The organism is Bacillus sp. FJAT-22090, from assembly GCF_007676755.1.
GTDB lineage: Bacteria > Bacillota > Bacilli > Bacillales_A > Planococcaceae > Psychrobacillus.
In genome coordinates, this window is the sequence record NZ_VEBK01000018.1 from 1 (window position 1) to 18,217 (window position 18,217).

15 protein-coding genes are annotated in these 18,217 nt (G+C 43.2%); all 15 read left to right on the plus strand.

Translation table 11 applies throughout. The features are described from left to right. Positions 1-167 precede the first annotated feature (167 nt). The 15 genes from FS486_RS17470 (at position 168) to FS486_RS17540 (ending at position 18,131) form a co-directional block, all read left to right on the plus strand. Positions 168-1,130, plus strand: coding sequence for a nuclease-related domain-containing protein (locus tag FS486_RS17470; RefSeq protein ID WP_186321502.1), 963 nt, complete (start codon positions 168-170; stop codon positions 1,128-1,130). Between the two features lie 155 nt (positions 1,131-1,285). After that, on the plus strand, positions 1,286-1,711 hold the full coding sequence (locus tag FS486_RS17475) for an RbsD/FucU family protein (protein ID WP_144513321.1): 426 nt from the start codon (positions 1,286-1,288) through the stop codon (positions 1,709-1,711). An 18-nt stretch (positions 1,712-1,729) separates the two neighbouring features. Further along, positions 1,730-2,497, plus strand: coding sequence for a DeoR/GlpR family DNA-binding transcription regulator (locus tag FS486_RS17480; protein WP_144513323.1), 768 nt, complete (start codon positions 1,730-1,732; stop codon positions 2,495-2,497). Between the two features lie 139 nt (positions 2,498-2,636). Further along, a complete protein-coding gene (locus tag FS486_RS17485) occupies positions 2,637-4,139 on the plus strand; it encodes a sugar ABC transporter ATP-binding protein (RefSeq protein WP_144513324.1) in 1,503 nt (500 codons plus the stop codon). Between the two features lie 18 nt (positions 4,140-4,157). After that, on the plus strand, positions 4,158-5,144 hold the full coding sequence (locus FS486_RS17490) for an ABC transporter permease (RefSeq protein WP_144513326.1): 987 nt from the start codon (positions 4,158-4,160) through the stop codon (positions 5,142-5,144). A 56-nt stretch (positions 5,145-5,200) separates the two neighbouring features. Then, positions 5,201-6,184, plus strand: coding sequence for an ABC transporter substrate-binding protein (locus FS486_RS17495; RefSeq protein WP_144513328.1), 984 nt, complete (start codon positions 5,201-5,203; stop codon positions 6,182-6,184). 85 nt (positions 6,185-6,269) lie between these two features. Next, complete coding sequence (locus tag FS486_RS17500; RefSeq protein WP_144513330.1) at positions 6,270-7,271, plus strand: Gfo/Idh/MocA family protein; 1,002 nt, start codon at positions 6,270-6,272, stop codon at positions 7,269-7,271. A 332-nt stretch (positions 7,272-7,603) separates the two neighbouring features. Beyond that, the gene (locus tag FS486_RS17505) at positions 7,604-8,245 is read left to right on the plus strand and encodes a class II aldolase/adducin family protein (protein WP_144513332.1); all 642 of its coding nucleotides are present in this window, start codon (positions 7,604-7,606) and stop codon (positions 8,243-8,245) included. A 12-nt stretch (positions 8,246-8,257) separates the two neighbouring features. Next, a complete protein-coding gene (locus FS486_RS17510) occupies positions 8,258-9,694 on the plus strand; it encodes a rhamnulokinase (RefSeq protein WP_144513334.1) in 1,437 nt (478 codons plus the stop codon). Positions 9,695-9,709: 15 nt separating this feature from the next. Then, positions 9,710-11,494: an L-fucose isomerase gene (locus tag FS486_RS17515; protein WP_144513336.1), complete on the plus strand. Its 1,785-nt coding sequence runs from the start codon at positions 9,710-9,712 to the stop codon at positions 11,492-11,494. 14 nt (positions 11,495-11,508) lie between these two features. Beyond that, a complete protein-coding gene (locus tag FS486_RS17520) occupies positions 11,509-13,104 on the plus strand; it encodes a ribulokinase (RefSeq protein WP_260858144.1) in 1,596 nt (531 codons plus the stop codon). Then, positions 13,101-15,149, plus strand: a complete 2,049-nt coding sequence (locus FS486_RS17525) for a bifunctional aldolase/short-chain dehydrogenase (protein ID WP_144513338.1) — start codon at positions 13,101-13,103, stop codon at positions 15,147-15,149. Before FS486_RS17520 ends, FS486_RS17525 begins: the two co-directional genes overlap by 4 nt. Before the next feature lie 212 nt (positions 15,150-15,361). Then, on the plus strand, positions 15,362-16,087 hold the full coding sequence (locus FS486_RS17530; protein ID WP_144513340.1) for a (Fe-S)-binding protein: 726 nt from the start codon (positions 15,362-15,364) through the stop codon (positions 16,085-16,087). Between the two features lie 2 nt (positions 16,088-16,089). Beyond that, entirely contained in the window at positions 16,090-17,514 is a 1,425-nt protein-coding gene (locus FS486_RS17535) for a LutB/LldF family L-lactate oxidation iron-sulfur protein (protein WP_144513342.1), read from the plus strand. Beyond that, a complete protein-coding gene (locus FS486_RS17540; protein WP_144513344.1) occupies positions 17,511-18,131 on the plus strand; it encodes a LutC/YkgG family protein in 621 nt (206 codons plus the stop codon). The genes FS486_RS17535 and FS486_RS17540 overlap by 4 nt, the downstream gene beginning before the upstream one ends. Positions 18,132-18,217 lie beyond the last annotated feature (86 nt).

Sequence of the window (18,217 nt, forward strand, 5' to 3'; positions counted from 1 at the left end):
CCATCGAGTTCCCCAAACTCATCTCCGAGTTCCCCAAAACACCCGACGAATCCCCCAATAACCATCCCGAGTCCCCCAAAGAACCTATCCAAACTTTAACGCCCCCTCAAATAAATTGAATATTCCCCCACACTTTGCTAATCTATATTCATACTAATAATAAAGGAGTGATCATCATAGAAATATTTCGACCAGAACCAACAAGTCTATACGCACTCACCCAATTAAAACATCGAATCCCAAGCGATCAAGGAATCTATCCCCAAATACTAGAAAATATCGAAAATCTCAAGGCGGGGTACTATGGAGAATGTAGGGCAGATCGTTTCATCGAAGAAGTACAATTTCCTAAAGAAGTCGTCATCATTCCAGATTTGCACACAAAACTGCATCCCAAAAAAGTTATGCAAATTGACACACTTATCATTACAACCAGCTATATACTTGTCTTAGAAATAAAGAATATAACTGGAACAATCCGTTTCATACCTAACAACCCGTCCCATCTCGTTCGAACAAAAGATGACAAAGTGACATCATTCAAATGCCCGCTCGTCCAACTCGCAAGAAACACTGATGGCATAAATAATATACTCAACAACTTAAACTTAAATATCCCAGTTTATGAAGCACTCATCTTCGCTTCGCAAAACTTAATTGTTGAAAACGCACCACCCCAGCGCAATATCTTTTTTGTACAACAGCTCCCACTGTTCCTACAAAAACTAAACAAACTTCCCCCAAAAATAAAAACAAACCAATTCCATCTACTTACCAAAACTTTCACGAATCTGAACAAAAACTTCATCGAACGTCCATTATGTAGCAGATTCGCCATTGATCCCGAAATGTTAAAAAAAGGAATACTATGTATTTATTGCGGTAATAACTTATCCAGAGTCACCGAGCGAAAATGGATCTGTGCTAGTTGTAAACAAATAGACAAGCAGCCAATCCAAAACAACATTCAAAACCTATTCATTTTGATTAATCAAAACATAACAATGAAAGACTGCTTACATTATCTACAACCACCTTCCAGGGAAGTAATAAAATATTACATTAAAAGGATGAAACTTCCCAAAACCGGTAACCACAGAACGACCATATACACCAAGCAGCTAACATAAACGTCAGTCTCTAGGGACTGGCGTTTTTCTGAGTTCCCCAAACCGACCCACGAGTTCCCCAAACAAGCACACACCTCAAAAAAACTCTTCCAAATTTCTGATTATTTGTTATTATTAAATAAAAACAAAAACAAACAAAGGAGAAACCAACTAAAATGCTTAAAAACATACCGAAATGTCTTTCGCCGGATCTTTTAAAAGTATTAATGGAGATGGGGCATGGAGATGAAATTGTCTTAGCAGACGGAAATTTCCCTGCAGCTTCCCATGCACGCAACCTTATTCGACTTGATGGACTCAGTATTCCGGAAGTACTCGAAGCAATCCTAACTCTTATGCCTTTGGACACTTATGCTGACTCTTCCGTCTTTTATATGATGCATGGATCAGAAGTAGACACTCCGCCGATATGGGCCGAGTACAACGATATTCAAATCAAAACAGGAAACAATAATGTCGTTCCAACAAAAGTAGAACGTTTCAAATTTTACGAGCAAGCGAAACAAGCCTATGCGATCATAGCGACAAGCGAACAAGCTTTATATGCCAATATAATTCTAAAAAAAGGTGTTATCACATAATGAAGGGGGAAGTTTAATATGCTAGTACCAGAAAGACAAAAAAAAATCATCACAATCGTAAACAAAAACAAAACGGCTCGAGTTTCGGAGCTGAGTAAACTTCTCAAAGTAACAGAAGAAACAATACGACGAGATTTGGAAAAACTAGAGACAGAAGGAAAGCTCGCACGAACGCATGGTGGAGCGATTTCTACTCAGGAGGAAGAAGGAGATATTCCTTATTTTCAACGAGAAGTGATGAATCAGGAAGAGAAAATGGCGGTCGCGAAAGAAGCGGTAAAGTTGATCAAAGATGATGATATTATTTTTCTGGATGCCAGTTCAACTGCACTCTATCTTGCAAAACTTTTAACGAATCATAGAATAACTGTTTTAACAAACGCTATCCGAGTATCTGTGGAACTTGCCAATCTGCCAAATGTCCAAGTCATTGTCGTAGGTGGAAATCTGTCACCATCCTCGTTGTCGCTCGTCGGTCCTCTAACGGTCAACACATTGGAGCGTTACCATGTAAATAAAGTATTTTTCTCCTGCAAAGGGTTGCACAAACAGTGGGGAATTAGTGATTCCAATGAGCAACAAGCAATCGTCAAGCGTAAAATGATTGAAATGGCAGACGAGAAAATACTCTTATTAGATCATACGAAACTAGAGAGAAAAGCGTTCGCTCATATTGAGAAAGAAGATATGCTGGACACAATTGTGATAGATAGCCAAGCAAACAAAACATATTTACAGTATTTCGAAGAAAAAGACATAACCATTTTATTCGCGCAAATGGGTTGAAGCACATTTGCGTGGCATATAATAACGACAATACAAAATAAATATTCAGAAATTATCAAATATTCTATTGATTAATTAAAATACTTGCTTTATAATCAACAAAAACACAGAAAAACAAAAATAAAACCTAAAAGGAGGAATGAAGATGGAGCCTCTATTAAAAATGGAAAACATATCAAAGTCATTTCCTGGCGTGAAAGCGCTCTCCAATGTCCAGCTTGATCTCCAATACGGCGAAGTTCTCGCACTTGTGGGTGAAAATGGAGCAGGGAAATCCACGCTCATGAAAATATTGACCGGTATCTACCAAAAAGACGAGGGAACTATCACGCTGCAAGAAAATGAAATCAATGTCACATCGCCTAAGCAGGCACAGGAACTTGGAATTTCAATTATCCACCAAGAGCTCAACTTGATGAAGGATCTCTCCATCGCTGAAAATATTTTCATAGGCCGAGAGCCAAAAGGTGCTCTCAATCTTTTGGTAAACGATAAGCAACTTAATAACCAAGCAAAAGAACTTTTTGAAAAACTCAACCTAGACTTAGACCCCAAGACAAAAGTGCAAGATCTGACAGTAGCCAAGCAACAAATGGTAGAAATCGCAAAAGCACTTTCTTTCAACTCCAAAATCTTCATCATGGACGAACCAACAACAGCATTAACCGAAACCGAAATAGAAACTCTCTTTGAAATTATTAATAACTTACGAGCAAAAGGCGTTGGAATCATCTACATTTCACACAGAATGGATGAGCTAAAGCGTATTTCTGACCGAATAATCGTGATGCGAGATGGGACGTACGTCGACACACTAACGACTGCCGAAACCGAAATGAGCAAAGTCATCCAACTTATGGTCGGTCGACATGTGTACATAGAATCGAAGCCGAACATCGCAGAAGGGGAAAAGGAAACGGTGCTCCAAGTGAACAATGTTTCCACCAAATCACTCTTAAAAGATGTTTCATTCGAATTAAAAAAAGGAGAAATACTCGGATTTGCCGGACTGATGGGTGCTGGACGGACCGAAGTTGCACGTGTTTTATTCGGAGCTGATCCAACAACAAAAGGAACCATCACACTACATGGCAAAGAAGTAAAGATAAAATCACCGGCAGATGCAGTAAAACAAGGAATTGGTTATTTATCCGAAGACCGCAAACAATTTGGGCTACTAGTCAATATGGATGTAAAATCCAACATAGCACTCGCAACAATAAAAGAATATCAATCTAATGCGCTTTTTGTAAGCGATTCCAAAATAAAAAAAACGGCTATTGAATACGTCGACCAACTAAAAATAAAAACGCCATCTGTAGATCAGGAAATTAGATTCCTATCAGGAGGAAACCAACAAAAAGTAGTTATCGCGAAGTGGCTTCGAAGAGATTGCGACATACTCATATTCGATGAACCGACAAGGGGAATCGATGTTGGGGCAAAAGGAGAAATTTATAAACTGCTCGATGAACTGGCTGCAAGTGGAAAATCAATCATAATGATTTCATCTGAATTACCAGAAATACTACGAATGAGTCATCGAATCGTCGTCATGTCAGAAGGAAAAATTACAGGGATGCTTTCATCGGAAGAAGCGACCCAGGAAAAAATAATGGAGTTTGCAACACAGCTCCACTAACAAATAGGGGTGAAGTAAATGAATGTCGAGACACTAATGGAAAAAGAGCCAACAAAGAAAAAAATAATACCGCCCGGAGCAATACAACAGACACTCGCCTTCGGAAGCTTAATCGTACTAGTCGTTTTCTTCTCTTTTGCATCGGGAAGTTTCCTGCAATGGAGCAATATAATCGGAATTTTATTATCAACTGCTGTAATCGGAATACTAGCACTCGGTGCCACATTCGTCATCATTACAGGTGGGATTGACCTATCGGTAGGTACGGTGATGACACTATCTTCTGTACTGACGGGAGTTATTATCGTTAATGCTGGGCTGCCACTCATCGCAGGGGTCTTTGCAGGGATTGCAACGGGTGCATTTTGTGGATTCCTTTGTGGGATTGCAATCACGAAGCTGAAGATTCCTCCATTTATTGCAACGCTTGCAATGATGATGATTGCAAAAGGGCTGGCACTTGTTATTTCGGGAGCAGCGCCTATTTATTTCACAGATTTTAAAGCATTCACGAAAATCGCGCTTGGCACACTTATCCCTGGGATTCCAAATGCTGTTCTTATATTTTTTATTGCAGCGATTATCGGGGCTGTTATTCTTTCGAAAACTATTCTAGGTCGTTATAATTTCGCGATCGGGAGCAATGAAGAAGCGACGAAACTCTCGGGAGTAAATGTTGATTTTTGGAAAGTAACGATTTATTCATTAGCGGGTGCTTTTACAGGAATTGCCGGTGTTATCATGGCGTCACGTTTAAACTCGGCGCAACCTGCACTTGGGCAAGGGTACGAACTAGAAGCGATTGCCGCGGTAGTTATCGGCGGAACATCCCTTAGCGGTGGTAAAGGCACGATTGTAGGCACAGTGATCGGAGCGCTAATCATGAGTGTTCTTACAAACGGTCTTCGTATCATGTCGATCCCGCAAGAATGGCAGACCGTCGTTGTCGGGTTAGTTATTATTCTAGCAGTATATATGGATATTCTAAGAAGACGTAAGGAGTAAACCTGGTTTTTCGTCCTCGTGACGTCAAATATAAAAAAGGGAATGGGGAGTAATAAATGAAGAAAAGATCTTGGTTTTTAGGAAGTATGCTAGCTGTATCGATGATTTTAGGTGCATGTAACTCAGATGACACAGAATCTAGTGCCTCATCCACAGGCTCTGAAGGCGATCAGCCTTACGTAGCAATCGTATCAAAAGGTTTCCAACATCAATTCTGGCAAGCTGTTAAACAAGGAGCAGAACAAGCTGCGGACGAATTTGACGTAAAAATTACATTTGAAGGACCAGAAAGTGAATCACAAGTAGACAAACAAATTGAAATGCTTCGAGCGGCACTCGACAAAAAGCCGGATGCCCTAGGATTTGCGGCACTTGACTCACAAGCAGCAACTCCATTACTAGAAGAAGCACAAAATAAAAAAATTCCAGTCGTCGCTTTTGACTCAGGTGTAGATAGCGATATCCCTCTAGCAACTGCGTCGACAGATAACAAAGCAGCTGCGGCACTAGCAGCAGATAAGATGGCTGAATTCATCGGAGAAGAAGGAAAGATTGCCCTAATCGTACATGACCAAACATCGGTAACGGGTGTACAACGTCGTGACGGCTTTAAAGAGCAAATCGAATCCAAATATCCAAACATTGAAATCGTCGACATCCAATACGGCGGTGGAGATCACTTAAAATCAACCGATCTTGCAAAAGCAATCATCTCCGCACATAGCGACCTTAAAGGAATCTTCGGTTCTAACGAAGGATCCGCAATCGGTGTAGTAAACGCAGTACAAGAGCTAAACAAATCAGGTGATCTAGTAGTTGTAGGCTTCGACTCTGGTAAACAGCAAATCGACGCAATCAAAAGCGGCTTAATGGCCGGAGCAGTTACTCAAAACCCAGTCGGCATCGGCTACGAAACAGTAAAAGCGGCAGTAGATGCAATGAACGGCAAAACAGTAGAAAAAACAATCGACACTGGCTTCTACTGGTACGACAAAGACAACATCGACAGCGACGAAATCAAAGCAGCAATCTACGAGTAATATGTGTTTTGGTCCTTATGTTACTGGTGCCTGGCACCAGTAACACTCTTGTAACAATTCACTCTTATAAAGGAGGTAAGATCAGATGCAGAAAATTCGCTGGGGCATTATTGGCGCAGCAAATATCGCAAAACAACAAGTCATTCCGGCAATCCAGCAAACTTCTAACGCCGAAATCATCGCAATCGCAAGCCAAAGTGGAAAAGCAAAAGCACTCGCAACGCAGTTCAACATTCCAAATAACTATGACACATACGAGAAACTACTCGACTCACCTGATATAGATGCAGTGTACATAGCACTACCGAACACGCATCACAAAAAATGGGCACTTGCCGCAATCCGGTCGAACAAACATGTCCTTTGTGAAAAGCCAATCGTGCTACACGCAACCGACCTGATTGAACTGCAACAAGCAAGTATACAACACAACGTCATTTTCATGGAAGCATTCATGTACCGCTTTCATCCACAAATGGCGAAAGCAAAAGAACTGCTAGCACAACGGGCAATTGGTGATATCCTAACGATTCGCTCCCGATTCCATTTCACCATCGAGGATTGGCAAAACGATATCCGTCTCAATCCGGATCTCGGTGGAGGTGTCCTAAACGACATCGGCTGTTATCCGCTTAATGCAATTCACTATTTAATAGAAGAAAGTCCGAGAACTGTCCAAGCCTCCCAAGGCAAAACCAACCATCAAGTAGACACGCATATCGCAGTCCAACTAAGCTATCCATCTGGAATTCTAGCGCAAATCGATGCCAGTTTCCATGGTCCAATGACACAAACTATAGACATTATTGGCACAAACGGAACGATGCACCTGTCCTATGCATTTCGCACTGACTTAAACAATCACGAGGGCATCATTCAATACGTATCAAACAACGAAACTAAAACACTAACCATAACAGCAAACGCATACGTTGAACAAATTAAAGCATTCCACGAAGCAATTGAAAACAACGAACAACCTATCTATACAGAAACACAAATGCTTCAACAAACAGCCGAACTCGAAAAAATTAACGAAGCAATAAAAACAGCTACCCAAACGCAACAATCGGCTATCCGATCCTAAACTGGGGCTATCCGCTCCTAAAGCTCGACCAACCGATCCTAACCCATGGCTATCCGCTCCTAAAGCTCGGCCAACTGATCCTAACTCGGGGCTATCCGCTCCTAAAGCTCGGCCAACTGATCCTAACTCGGGGCTATCCGCTCCTAAAGCGGCCAACCGATCCTAACTCGGGGCTATCCGCTCCTAAAGCTCGGCCAACCGATCCTAACCCGGGGCTATCCGCTCCTAAAGCGGCCAACCGATCCTAACCCAGGATTATCCGCTCCTAAAACCGAGCTATCCGATCCTAAATCCAGACCAATCGCCCGTAACATGAGAAAGGAAGTGACCAAATGTCCAAAGTCATCGAGGATCTAACAAAATACGCGCATAAATTAGTAGACCAAGGCCTAGTCGTAGGAGCAGGCGGCAACTTAAGTATGCGTGACGGAGACAATATGTACATCTCCCCAAGTGGCTTCGACCTCAAGGAAATCGAACCGCATCAATGGGTCAAAGTAAACATTACAACTGGGGAAGTAGAAGGGACACTGAGACCTTCATCTGAAGTACTTATGCATTTAGAATGCTTCCGCAAAAACGATGAAATCCAAGCTGTGCTTCATGCACACCCAACTTACTCAGTTGGCGTGTCATCGGCTGGCAAAGACATCCCGCCGCTCTTTCCAGACTTTCCAGCAATGGTGAAAAGCGTCGGCTATATTGACTATGTTATTCCGACCACTCACTTACTCGCAGAAAAAGTGGCGGAGCTCGTCACAAAAGACGTCATCATCATGCGAAATCATGGTGTGCTCACATTAGGAAAAACGATGAAAGAAGCATTTTTCTTTATGCAGCTAACGGAGGAATCTGCGAAAGTGTATACGATTAGCTCTATTTTTGGTGGTCCACGGATTCTTACTGACGAGGAATGTGATGACCTTCGAAATCTCTCTGCAGAAAGATATCGTTCGAAATTGCTGAAAGAATAGGAGGCAAACACCATGAAAACAGTTCTTGCCTATGATTTAGGTGCGTCCAGTGGTCGGCTTGTTGCCCTACACTTTAGCGGAAATACATTAAATACAAAGGAAATTCATCGATTCACAAACAAGCCAATCGCTGAAAACAATCACTATTATTGGGATTACGATCACTTAATTCGCGAACTAGATAGAGGCTTAAACAAAGTGGATTTTCTTGCAGAATCACTTGGCATCGATACATGGGGCGTCGACTTTGGTTTACTAGGTAAAAACGGAGAACTCGTAGCAAAACCATTTTCCTATCGAGACACGCACTCCGTCCCGTACGTAAAACAAGCAACCAATCGAATTCCAGCCCAAAAACTATTCGAACAAACGGGCAATGAAATCTCGCCAATCAACACATTGTTTCAACTGATGGCAATACAGGACCAATATCCGCACTATTTAACAGAAACGAACAACATACTCATGACACCAAACTTACTCATGCACGCATTATCCGGCAGCACCATAAACGAATTCACGATCGCATCTACATCACAGCTAGTAAATGCAAACAAAACATGGGACAAAGACATCCAACACAGTTTTTTCAATCAAACACTACCATTTGCACCAATCGAAATGCCGCACCAAATCGTCGGCAGCTTAACGAATCATCCAAATATCCAAATGGCACTAGTACCGGGACATGACACAGCGTGTGCGCTATCTGCTTTACCGATTCACACGCCAAACGCCATTTTCGCAAGCATCGGCACTTGGGGGCTCATCGGAAAAGAAGTAAATACACCAATTACTACAATAGAAGCCTTCCAAAAAGGCTTTACAAACGAAGGAACGAGTGAAGGGCATTACCGATTCCAAAAAAATGCAATGGGATTTTGGATTCTACAAAAATGGAGAGAAGAGTGGAAGCAACAAGGACTCCACTTCACATATGAACAAGAAATTCATGCACTACAAGCAGCTCAACCGTTTCAAACATTTATCGACCCAGACGATGAACTCTTTTTCAATCCGACATCCATGACAGAGGCGATGAAAACCTACTGCATCAAAACAAATCAACAAGCTCCACTTACACCTGGGGCATATATACGCTGCTTCGTAGAAAGTTTAGCACTAAAATACGCATACACAATCATTCAAATCGAACAAATCACTAACACTAAGACGACCGCGATTCACATTGGCGGTGGTGGAACGCAAAATAAAACACTTTGTCAATTTATTGCAAATGCGACCCAAAAAATAGTTCATACTGGACCAACTGAAGCAAGCTCTATCGGCAACGGACTATCTCAGCTTCGGGCTCTAGGGGAAATCCACTCAATCGAAGAAGGACGTCAACTCGTTGCAAACTCCTTTGGGATGACTAGCTACGAACCACAAGACGAAGCTGTATGGCAAGAAGCAATCGAAACGTTTCAAAAACTATTACATACTTAACGGAGGGATACTAACATGACAAAAGAACGTTATATCGGAACACTACCCAAAATAGGTATACGCCCAGCAATTGATGGTCGACGAAAAGGAGTTCGCGAATCGCTGGAAGAAACAACGATGAACATGGCAAAAAACGTCGCAGCATTCCTATCAGAAAATCTCCAATACTATAACGGAGAACCAGTAGAGTGCGTCATCGCAGACACTTGTATCGGTGGCGTTGCGGAAGCAGCACATGCGGCAGAGAAATTTAAAAAAGAAGGCGTCGGCGTATCGATCACCGTGACCCCTTGCTGGTGTTACGGTAGTGAAACGATGGATATGGATCCGCATTTGCCAAAAGCGGTTTGGGGCTTCAATGGAACTGAGCGTCCTGGGGCGGTATACCTCGCAGCAGTACTAGCTGGATACAATCAAAAAGGGCTTCCTGCTTTCGGAATTTACGGGCAAGACGTTCAAGATGCAGGGGATCCGAATATTCCGCAAGACATACAAGAAAAACTTCTCCGCTTTGCAAAAGCTGGGCTTGCGGCAGCAATGCTCAAAGGAAAATCCTATCTTGCAATGGGCTCTGTCTCGATGGGTATCGCGGGAAGCATTGTAAAAGACGATTTCTTCCAAGAATATTTAGGCATGCGCAACGAGTATATCGATATGAGTGAATTCGTTCGTCGGATGGATCTTGAAATTTACGATACAGAAGAATATGAAAAAGCACTCGCATGGGCAAACGAAAACTTGACGCGTGGAGAAGATAGTAACAAAGAACAATTTAAACGCACAGACGAAGAAAAACAAAGCGATTGGGAACGTTCTATTAAAATGACGCTGATTGCGCGTGACTTGATGGTTGGCAATGAAAAGCTTACGAAAATGGGCTTTGAAGAAGAAGCGAATGGCCGCAATGCACTTATCGCAGGATTTCAAGGGCAACGTCAATGGACGGACTACTTCCCGAATGGCGACTTTATGGAAACAATATTAAATTCCTCATTCGATTGGAACGGAAAGCGTGCTCCGTATTTATTGGCAACCGAAAATGACAGCTTAAACGGTGTCACAATGGCAATGGGCCACTTGCTCACTAATACCGCACAAGTTTTTGCGGACGTGCGAACATACTGGAGTCCAGATGCGGTAAAACGGGTAACAGGAAAAGAACTCACAGGAAAAGCAGAAAACGGCTTCATCCATCTCATCAACTCTGGGTCCGCAGCTCTTGATGGAACAGGTCGTCAAACGAAAGACGGCAATCCAGTCATGAAGCCGTTCTGGGAGATTACAGACGAAGAAGTCGAAGAAACACTCAAAAACGTGCAATTCCGTCCCGCATCAACTGAATACTTTAGAGGAGGCGGATACTCGAGCGATTTCACGACGAAAGGCGATATGCCAGTAACAATCGCTCGTCTCAACTACGTAAAAGGTCTAGGTCCAGTTCTTCAAATCGCAGAAGGGCACACAATCGAGCTCGATGAGGAAATGCATGATACACTCGATCTTCGCACAGATCCAACTTGGCCGACAACTTGGTTTGTACCAAACTTGACTGGTGAAGGGGCATTCGCAGATGTCTATTCCGTGATGAATAATTGGGGAGCAAATCACTGTGTTGTCAGTTACGGGCATATCGGTGCAGATTTATTAACACTCGCATCCATTTTACGCATTCCGGTGAATATGCATAACGTAGAATCATCACGCATTTTCAGACCGAGTGCCTGGAGCATGTTTGGGACGGAGCAAAGCGAAGCGGCTGACTTCCGAGCTTGTCAAAACTTTGGCCCACTGTACAAATGAATGAGGTGAAAACAGTGAAGTACACAATTGGCATTGATTACGGGACTGAATCGGGCCGTGTAATTTTAGTGAACATCGAAAATGGCGATATCGTCGCTACTAGTGTGACGCCCTACCCCCATGGCGTCATCACTGGGCACCTTAACAACAGGGCATTGGGGAAAGAAACAGCACTTCAAGTTCCGCAAGATTATCTGGACGTACTTACGAAATCCATCCCAGAGGTAATGAAAAATATAGATCCAGCCGACATCATCGGTATCGGCCTAGACTTTACATCCTGCACCATTTTGCCGGTAAATAAAAAGCTAAAACCATTAAGCACGATGAAAGCATACGAAACAAACACGCACGCATACGTCAAACTGTGGAAACACCATGAAGCAGAAGACGAGGCTAAGCAATTAAACAGCATCATGCAAAACGAAAAATGGCTAGCACGATACGGAGGCACTATATCGTCGGAGTGGATGCTTCCAAAAATAATGGAAATCGCAAACGACGACCCAGCTCTATTCGATGAAATCGATCTGTTCCTTGAAGCTGGGGACTGGGTCGTGTCCACGTTAACCGGGAACCTTACTCGAAACAGCTGTTCCGCAGGGTACAAAGGAACATGGCATAAAGAAACCGGCTATTTACCAAATGAAACACTCCAAAAGATTCATCCAACACTAGAAAATATATACGAAACAAAACTCGCTGGCTCAGTCAAATCCACTGGTACATTAGCAGGTAACTTAACAAAAGAAATGAGCGAACAATTAGGGCTAAATGAAGGAACACCAATAGCAGTAGGCATTATCGACGCACACGCAGCACTCCCTGGAGCAGGCGTAAGCGAACCGGGAACGCTCGTCATGGTCATGGGCACGTCGACTTGTCATCTATTACTAAGTGACAAAGAAGTACCCGTCCCAGGCATCAGCGGTGTCGTGGAAGACGGAATTCTACCCGGCTATTATGCATACGAAGCAGGGCAGGCAGCAGTCGGTGATCTATTTGCACATTTCGTGAAAAACTATAATGCCGATTTTGAAACGCTTACGAAAAAAGCAAAAACATTAAAACCAGGAGAAAGTGGTCTAGTTGCACTCGATTGGCATAACGGCTGCCGAACACCATATGTAGATTCAACTCTTTCAGGAGTACTAATCGGAGAAAAACTTTCCACCAAAGCACACGAAATTTACCGAGCTCTACTCGAAGCAACTGCTTTTGGTACTCGAGTAATCATCGAGCTCTTTGAAAACAACGACATCCCGATCAACCGTGTAGTCGCAACTGGTGGTATACCAAAGAAAAATACATTGCTTATGCAAATTTACGCAGACATTCTGCAAAAAGAGATTACCGTCGTAGAAAATGACCAAGCACCAGCACTCGGAGCTGCCATCCTAGGAGCAGTTGCAGCAAATGCCTACACATCATTCCCAGAAGCAATCGAAAAAATGGCATGCAAAAAAGCGATCACATATAAACCAAACAACGAATATGAACAAATATATAACGAGCTATTCAACATCTATCAAAACGTCAGTAAATACTTTGTCCATGATTCCACCGTCATGCACGATTTACACAAGCTGAAAGGGGAGCACTTACAATGATTGAAAATCTATGGGCATCATCCGATAAAACCGTCGAACCAGACTCATTAGAAGAACTCACATTCCGGTCCAATTTAATCGGCGCAGATCGACGCGTTTGTAACTGGGGAGGAGGAAACACTTCCTTCAAAACAAAAGCTCTCGACTTCAAAGGGGAAGAAGTCGACATTATGTGGGTGAAAGGGAGCGGCTCTGATCTTGCAACGATGAAAGAAGCGAATTTCACTGCGCTTCAGCTAGAGCATATTCTTCCACTCCAAGAACGGGAAGACATGTCCGACGAAGAGATGGTCGATTACTTAGCACACTGTATGCTCAACAAATCGCATCCTCGTGCTTCCATCGAGACACTTTTGCATGCATTTCTTCCATTCAAGCACGTCGACCATACACATCCAGATAGCATTATTAGCATCTGCTGTGCGCCAAACGGTAAAGAAATCGCAGCTGAAATCTTCGGGAATCGATTTGTATGGGTGCCATACATACGCCCAGGGTTTTTATTGTCCAAAATGATTGCAGACGGTGTAAAAAACAATCCAGAGGCAGAGCTCGTTCTCATGGAAAAACACGGTTTAGTTGTATGGGGAGAAACAGCTCGCGAAAGCTATGACAAAACGATACAAGTAATTAACGAAGCAAAAGCATATATTGATAACGAATTAATAAAGAAACCTGCTTTCGGTGGTCCATTACAGGAAGGAATTCCAGCTGAAAAACGCGAACAACTAGTAAACGAAATCCTTCCATATATCCGTGGGCTAGTATCAAAAGAACAAGGTCAAATCATTACCTTTGATGACACAGAGGACGTATTGGAATTCGTCAACAGCGAGCGTGCAGAAGAACTTTCTCAAGTAGGAGCAGCTTGTCCTGATCATCTAGTTCATACAAAACGTGTCCCCCTTTTCATCAATTGGGACGGCAATCTGGAAACAATAAAAACGAGTATCGAAAACTATCAACTAGCATATAAACAGTATTTTGATGAACATGCTTCATCCGAAGACAATATGTTCAACCCATCACCACGAGTCATTTTAATTCCTGGAATCGGTATGATCAACACAGGAAAAGACAAAGCATCTGCTCTTATAAGCGGAGCGCTATACCACCGAGCAATCGCTGTTATGAAGGGTTCAAATGCATTAGGAGGATTCACATCCCTTTCTGCGGCAGAATCATTCGCCATTGAATATTGGCCGCTAGAGCTCTATAAACTATCACTTGCTCCAAAAGAAGCCGAGTTTTCTAGAAAAGTGGCATTCATCACTGGAGGAGCAGGGGGAATCGGAAGCGAAACATGCCGCTTACTAGCATCCCAGGGAGCCCATGTCGTCCTTGCAGACTTAAACCTAGAAGGCGCAGAAAAAGTAGCGAGTGAAATAAACTCAGCTTACGGCGAAGGTAGAGCTACCGCAGTGCAAATGGACGTGACAAGTGAAGAGCAAATCATTTCTGCATTCCAACAAGTAACCCGCACATACGGAGGAGTAGACATACTCGTAAATAACGCGGGTTTAGCAACATCTAGTCCATTCGAAGAAACAACATTAAAAGAATGGAATCTCAATATGAACGTACTTGGAACAGGATACTTCCTCGTCTCTAGAGAAGCATTCAAACTGATGAAAACCCAAGGCACAGGTGGCAGCATGATATTCATTGGTTCCAAAAACTCCATCTATGCCGGCAAAAATGCATCTGCATACAGCGCAGTAAAAGCACTTGAAGTCCATCTGGCACGCTGCATCGCTACAGAAGGTGGAGACTTCGGCATCCGTGCAAACTCAGTACTGCCAGACGCAGTCCTCCAAGGCTCTGCCATCTGGGGGTCCAAATGGCGCGAAGAACGAGCAACCGCTTACGGCATCGAACCAGATGAACTAGAAGAACACTACCGCCAACGTACCGTTCTAAAAGAAAACATCTATCCAAGGGACATAGCCGAAGCAATCGCCTTCTTCGCATCATCCAAAGCAACCAAAACAACTGGCTGCATGCTAACAGTAGACGGCGGAGTAGCCGCAGCCTTTACGAGATAAGACAAAAATAGAACGCCGAGTTACCCAAAGCAACTCGTGAGTTCCCCAAACAGGATGCCGAGTTACCCAAAGCAACTCGTGAGTTCCCCAAACAGGACGCCGAGTTACCCAAAGCAACACGTGAGTCCCCCAAACAGGCTCACGAGTCCACCAAACCACAAAAAAAGTCGCTTCCAACCAGAAGCGACTTTTTTCAGAAAGGATGAAAGAACATGCGCGTAACCCTATTCTCCACATGCCTAGTCGACCTATTCCAGCCAAACGTCGGCATCGCCACCGTGGAGCTACTAGAAAAACTAGGCTGCGAAATTGACTATCCAACCGGCCAAATCTGTTGTGGCCAACCTGCCTACAACAGCGGCTATGTACAAGAAGCAAAACCAGCGATGAAACACTTACTCGAAACGTTCCAACACGCCGAATACATCGTCACACCATCCGGCTCATGCGCACTCATGCTAAAAGAATATGAACATATTTTCCAAGATGATCCCAAATGGCACACAATCGCTAAACAAGTAGCAGACAAAACTTACGAACTCACCCAATTCATCGTCCATGTGCTCGGCGTCACGAAAGTAGACACATCACTATCAGGAAAAGCCGTATTCCACACATCCTGCCATATGACTCGACTACTTAAAGCAAAAGAAGAGCCAAAAACACTTCTAAACAACGTCGAGAACTTAGAAATAAAACCACTAAAAGGACAGGAACAATGCTGCGGCTTCGGGGGCACATTCTCCGTCAAAATGGGGGATATCTCTGCAGAAATGGTAAAAGAAAAAGTAACCAACATCATGAACGAAGACGTCGATTACTTAATAGGAGCAGACTGTGGCTGCCTTATGAATATAGGTGGTCGACTATCACGAGAAAACCAACCCGTCCAAGTGCTTCACATTGCCGAAGTATTAAATCGAGGAATGGAGGAATAACAATGTCCATCAAAATAAAACAAGGACCATTCAAAAAACGTCTAGAATCCGAACTCCAAAATGATTTCATGCGAAAAGCCGTCTCCGGCGCACAAGACGGTCTTGGTGCACGAAGAAACCTCGCAACCGAACAACTCGGCGAATGGGAAAAATGGAGAGAAGCTGGACAAGAAATCCGCAAACACACAATAGATAACCTCGCACACTACTTAGAGCAATTCAGCAAGCAAGTAACAAAAAGCGGTGGTCATGTCTTCTTCGCAAAAGACGATAAAGAAGCTACACAATACATTCAACAGGTCGTACAAAAAAAGAACGCCAAGAAAATCGTTAAATCCAAATCGATGGTCACCGAAGAAATCAGCCTAAACCAAGCACTTGAAGCAATAGGCTGCGAGGTAGTCGAAACAGACCTAGGAGAATACATTCTGCAAATCGATGATCACGACCCACCGTCACATATCGTCGTACCCGCATTACATAAAAAGAAAGAACAAATCCGAGATGTCTTCGTCGAAAAACTCGGCTACACGAAATCCGCCGATCCAGACGAACTCGCCAAACACGCACGCTACACATTAAGAAAAAAGTTTCTAGAAGCGGAAGTAGGTATCACAGGGTGTAACTTCGGAGTGGCCGAAAGTGGTACTATTTGTCTCGTTACAAATGAAGGAAATGCCCGCTTAGTCACAACCATCCCTAAAACTCAAATTACCGTAATGGGAATGGAGCGGCTCGTACCGACATTCGAAGACTTAGACGTGATGGTCAGCCTTCTCACGAGAGCATCCGTCGGGCAGCGCCTCACAAGCTATCTCACGTTACTCACTGGACCAAAAAAGCAAGAGGAAGTAGATGGACCAGAGGAATTACACGTCGTGATCGTAGACAATGGACGCTCGAAAATACTCGGTACAGACTTTCAAGAAATTCTACAATGCATCCGCTGTGGGGCTTGTTTAAACGTCTGCCCAGTTTACCGACATATCGGAGGTCACTCTTACGGCTCTATTTACCCGGGCCCGGTTGGAGCAGTACTTACACCACTACTCGATGGTTACGAAGAACATAAAGACTTACCATACGCATCCACGCTTTGCGGAGCTTGCACAGACGTCTGTCCAGTGAAAATACCTTTACACAATCTATTATTAAAACATCGCCAAAAAATCGTAGAAACAGAAGGAAAAGCACCAATCAGTGAACGTCTCGTGATGAAAGCATTTGGCTTCGGTGCATCCACCAACGCCGTATATACAGGTGGCTCCAAAATGGCAGCAGTCAGTCTCAAAATGCTATTAAAAAACAAACAAACGATCTCAAACGGCCCAGGACTCCTAAAAGAATGGACGAACAGCCGAGACTTCCCAACACCAAAACAAAGCCGTTTCCGTGACTGGATGAAAGAAAGAGAGGAAGGCAAATGAACAAACTAGAAAGAAAACAAATCGAACTTCCCGTCTCCAATGTATACTCTGCAATCGAAACGAATTCTCTAAAACAAGTGTTTATTGAATCGGCCAAACTAATCCGAGCAGAAATCATCGAAACAACCTCATCGGATCTAATAAACACATTAAATAGTTTAATAGAAGGAACTCCAGCAAATGAAATACTATCATCCATAAATGGAGCAACCGATACACTAGAAACCTGGCTCAACGAAAACACAACCAAATGGAACCCAAGCTTAGGCAGTCAAAACATCCCAAACGCCGAACAAGCAAAATATGGTATCACCTACTGCGACCAAGCACTAGCAGAATCCGGCACAGTAGTGCTCCTTAACGAAAATAACAAAGGAAGGTCCGTCAGCCTTCTCCCTGAAGTCCATATTGTACTCATCCCGGTAGAAGTAATTGTCCCACGCCTAAGAGAAAGCATGCGAGACCTACATGAACGAGTAAAACAAGGAAAACCTATCCCCTCCTGTGTAAATTATATAACCGGTCCAAGCAACTCTGCCGACATCGAAAGCTATCTAGTAGTCGGCGTACATGGACCATTACGCACAATATATGTCATTATTGGTAATGAAAAATAATATTAAGTTTTGTTTACGTGGTAATCAAAGCTTAATATGGCAAAAAGGTTTAACAAAATCAACGATGAGTCAATTTATCTATAATA

Bases quoted from the DNA above. Each gene is read 5' to 3' on its own strand.
- FS486_RS17510 (WP_144513334.1), top strand. From the start codon at position 8,258: ATGAAAACAGTTCTTGCCTATGATTTAGGTGCGTCCAGTGGTCGGCTT.
- FS486_RS17480 (WP_144513323.1), top strand. From the start codon at position 1,730: ATGCTAGTACCAGAAAGACAAAAAAAAATCATCACAATCGTAAACAAA.
- FS486_RS17490 (WP_144513326.1), top strand. From the start codon at position 4,158: ATGAATGTCGAGACACTAATGGAAAAAGAGCCAACAAAGAAAAAAATA.
- FS486_RS17535 (WP_144513342.1), top strand. From the start codon at position 16,090: ATGTCCATCAAAATAAAACAAGGACCATTCAAAAAACGTCTAGAATCC.
- FS486_RS17530 (WP_144513340.1), top strand. From the start codon at position 15,362: ATGCGCGTAACCCTATTCTCCACATGCCTAGTCGACCTATTCCAGCCA.
- FS486_RS17540 (WP_144513344.1), top strand. From the start codon at position 17,511: ATGAACAAACTAGAAAGAAAACAAATCGAACTTCCCGTCTCCAATGTA.
- FS486_RS17500 (WP_144513330.1), top strand. From the start codon at position 6,270: ATGCAGAAAATTCGCTGGGGCATTATTGGCGCAGCAAATATCGCAAAA.
- FS486_RS17505 (WP_144513332.1), top strand. From the start codon at position 7,604: ATGTCCAAAGTCATCGAGGATCTAACAAAATACGCGCATAAATTAGTA.
- FS486_RS17475 (WP_144513321.1), top strand. From the start codon at position 1,286: ATGCTTAAAAACATACCGAAATGTCTTTCGCCGGATCTTTTAAAAGTA.
- FS486_RS17495 (WP_144513328.1), top strand. From the start codon at position 5,201: ATGAAGAAAAGATCTTGGTTTTTAGGAAGTATGCTAGCTGTATCGATG.
- FS486_RS17515 (WP_144513336.1), top strand. From the start codon at position 9,710: ATGACAAAAGAACGTTATATCGGAACACTACCCAAAATAGGTATACGC.
- FS486_RS17525 (WP_144513338.1), top strand. From the start codon at position 13,101: ATGATTGAAAATCTATGGGCATCATCCGATAAAACCGTCGAACCAGAC.
- FS486_RS17485 (WP_144513324.1), top strand. From the start codon at position 2,637: ATGAAGATGGAGCCTCTATTAAAAATGGAAAACATATCAAAGTCATTT.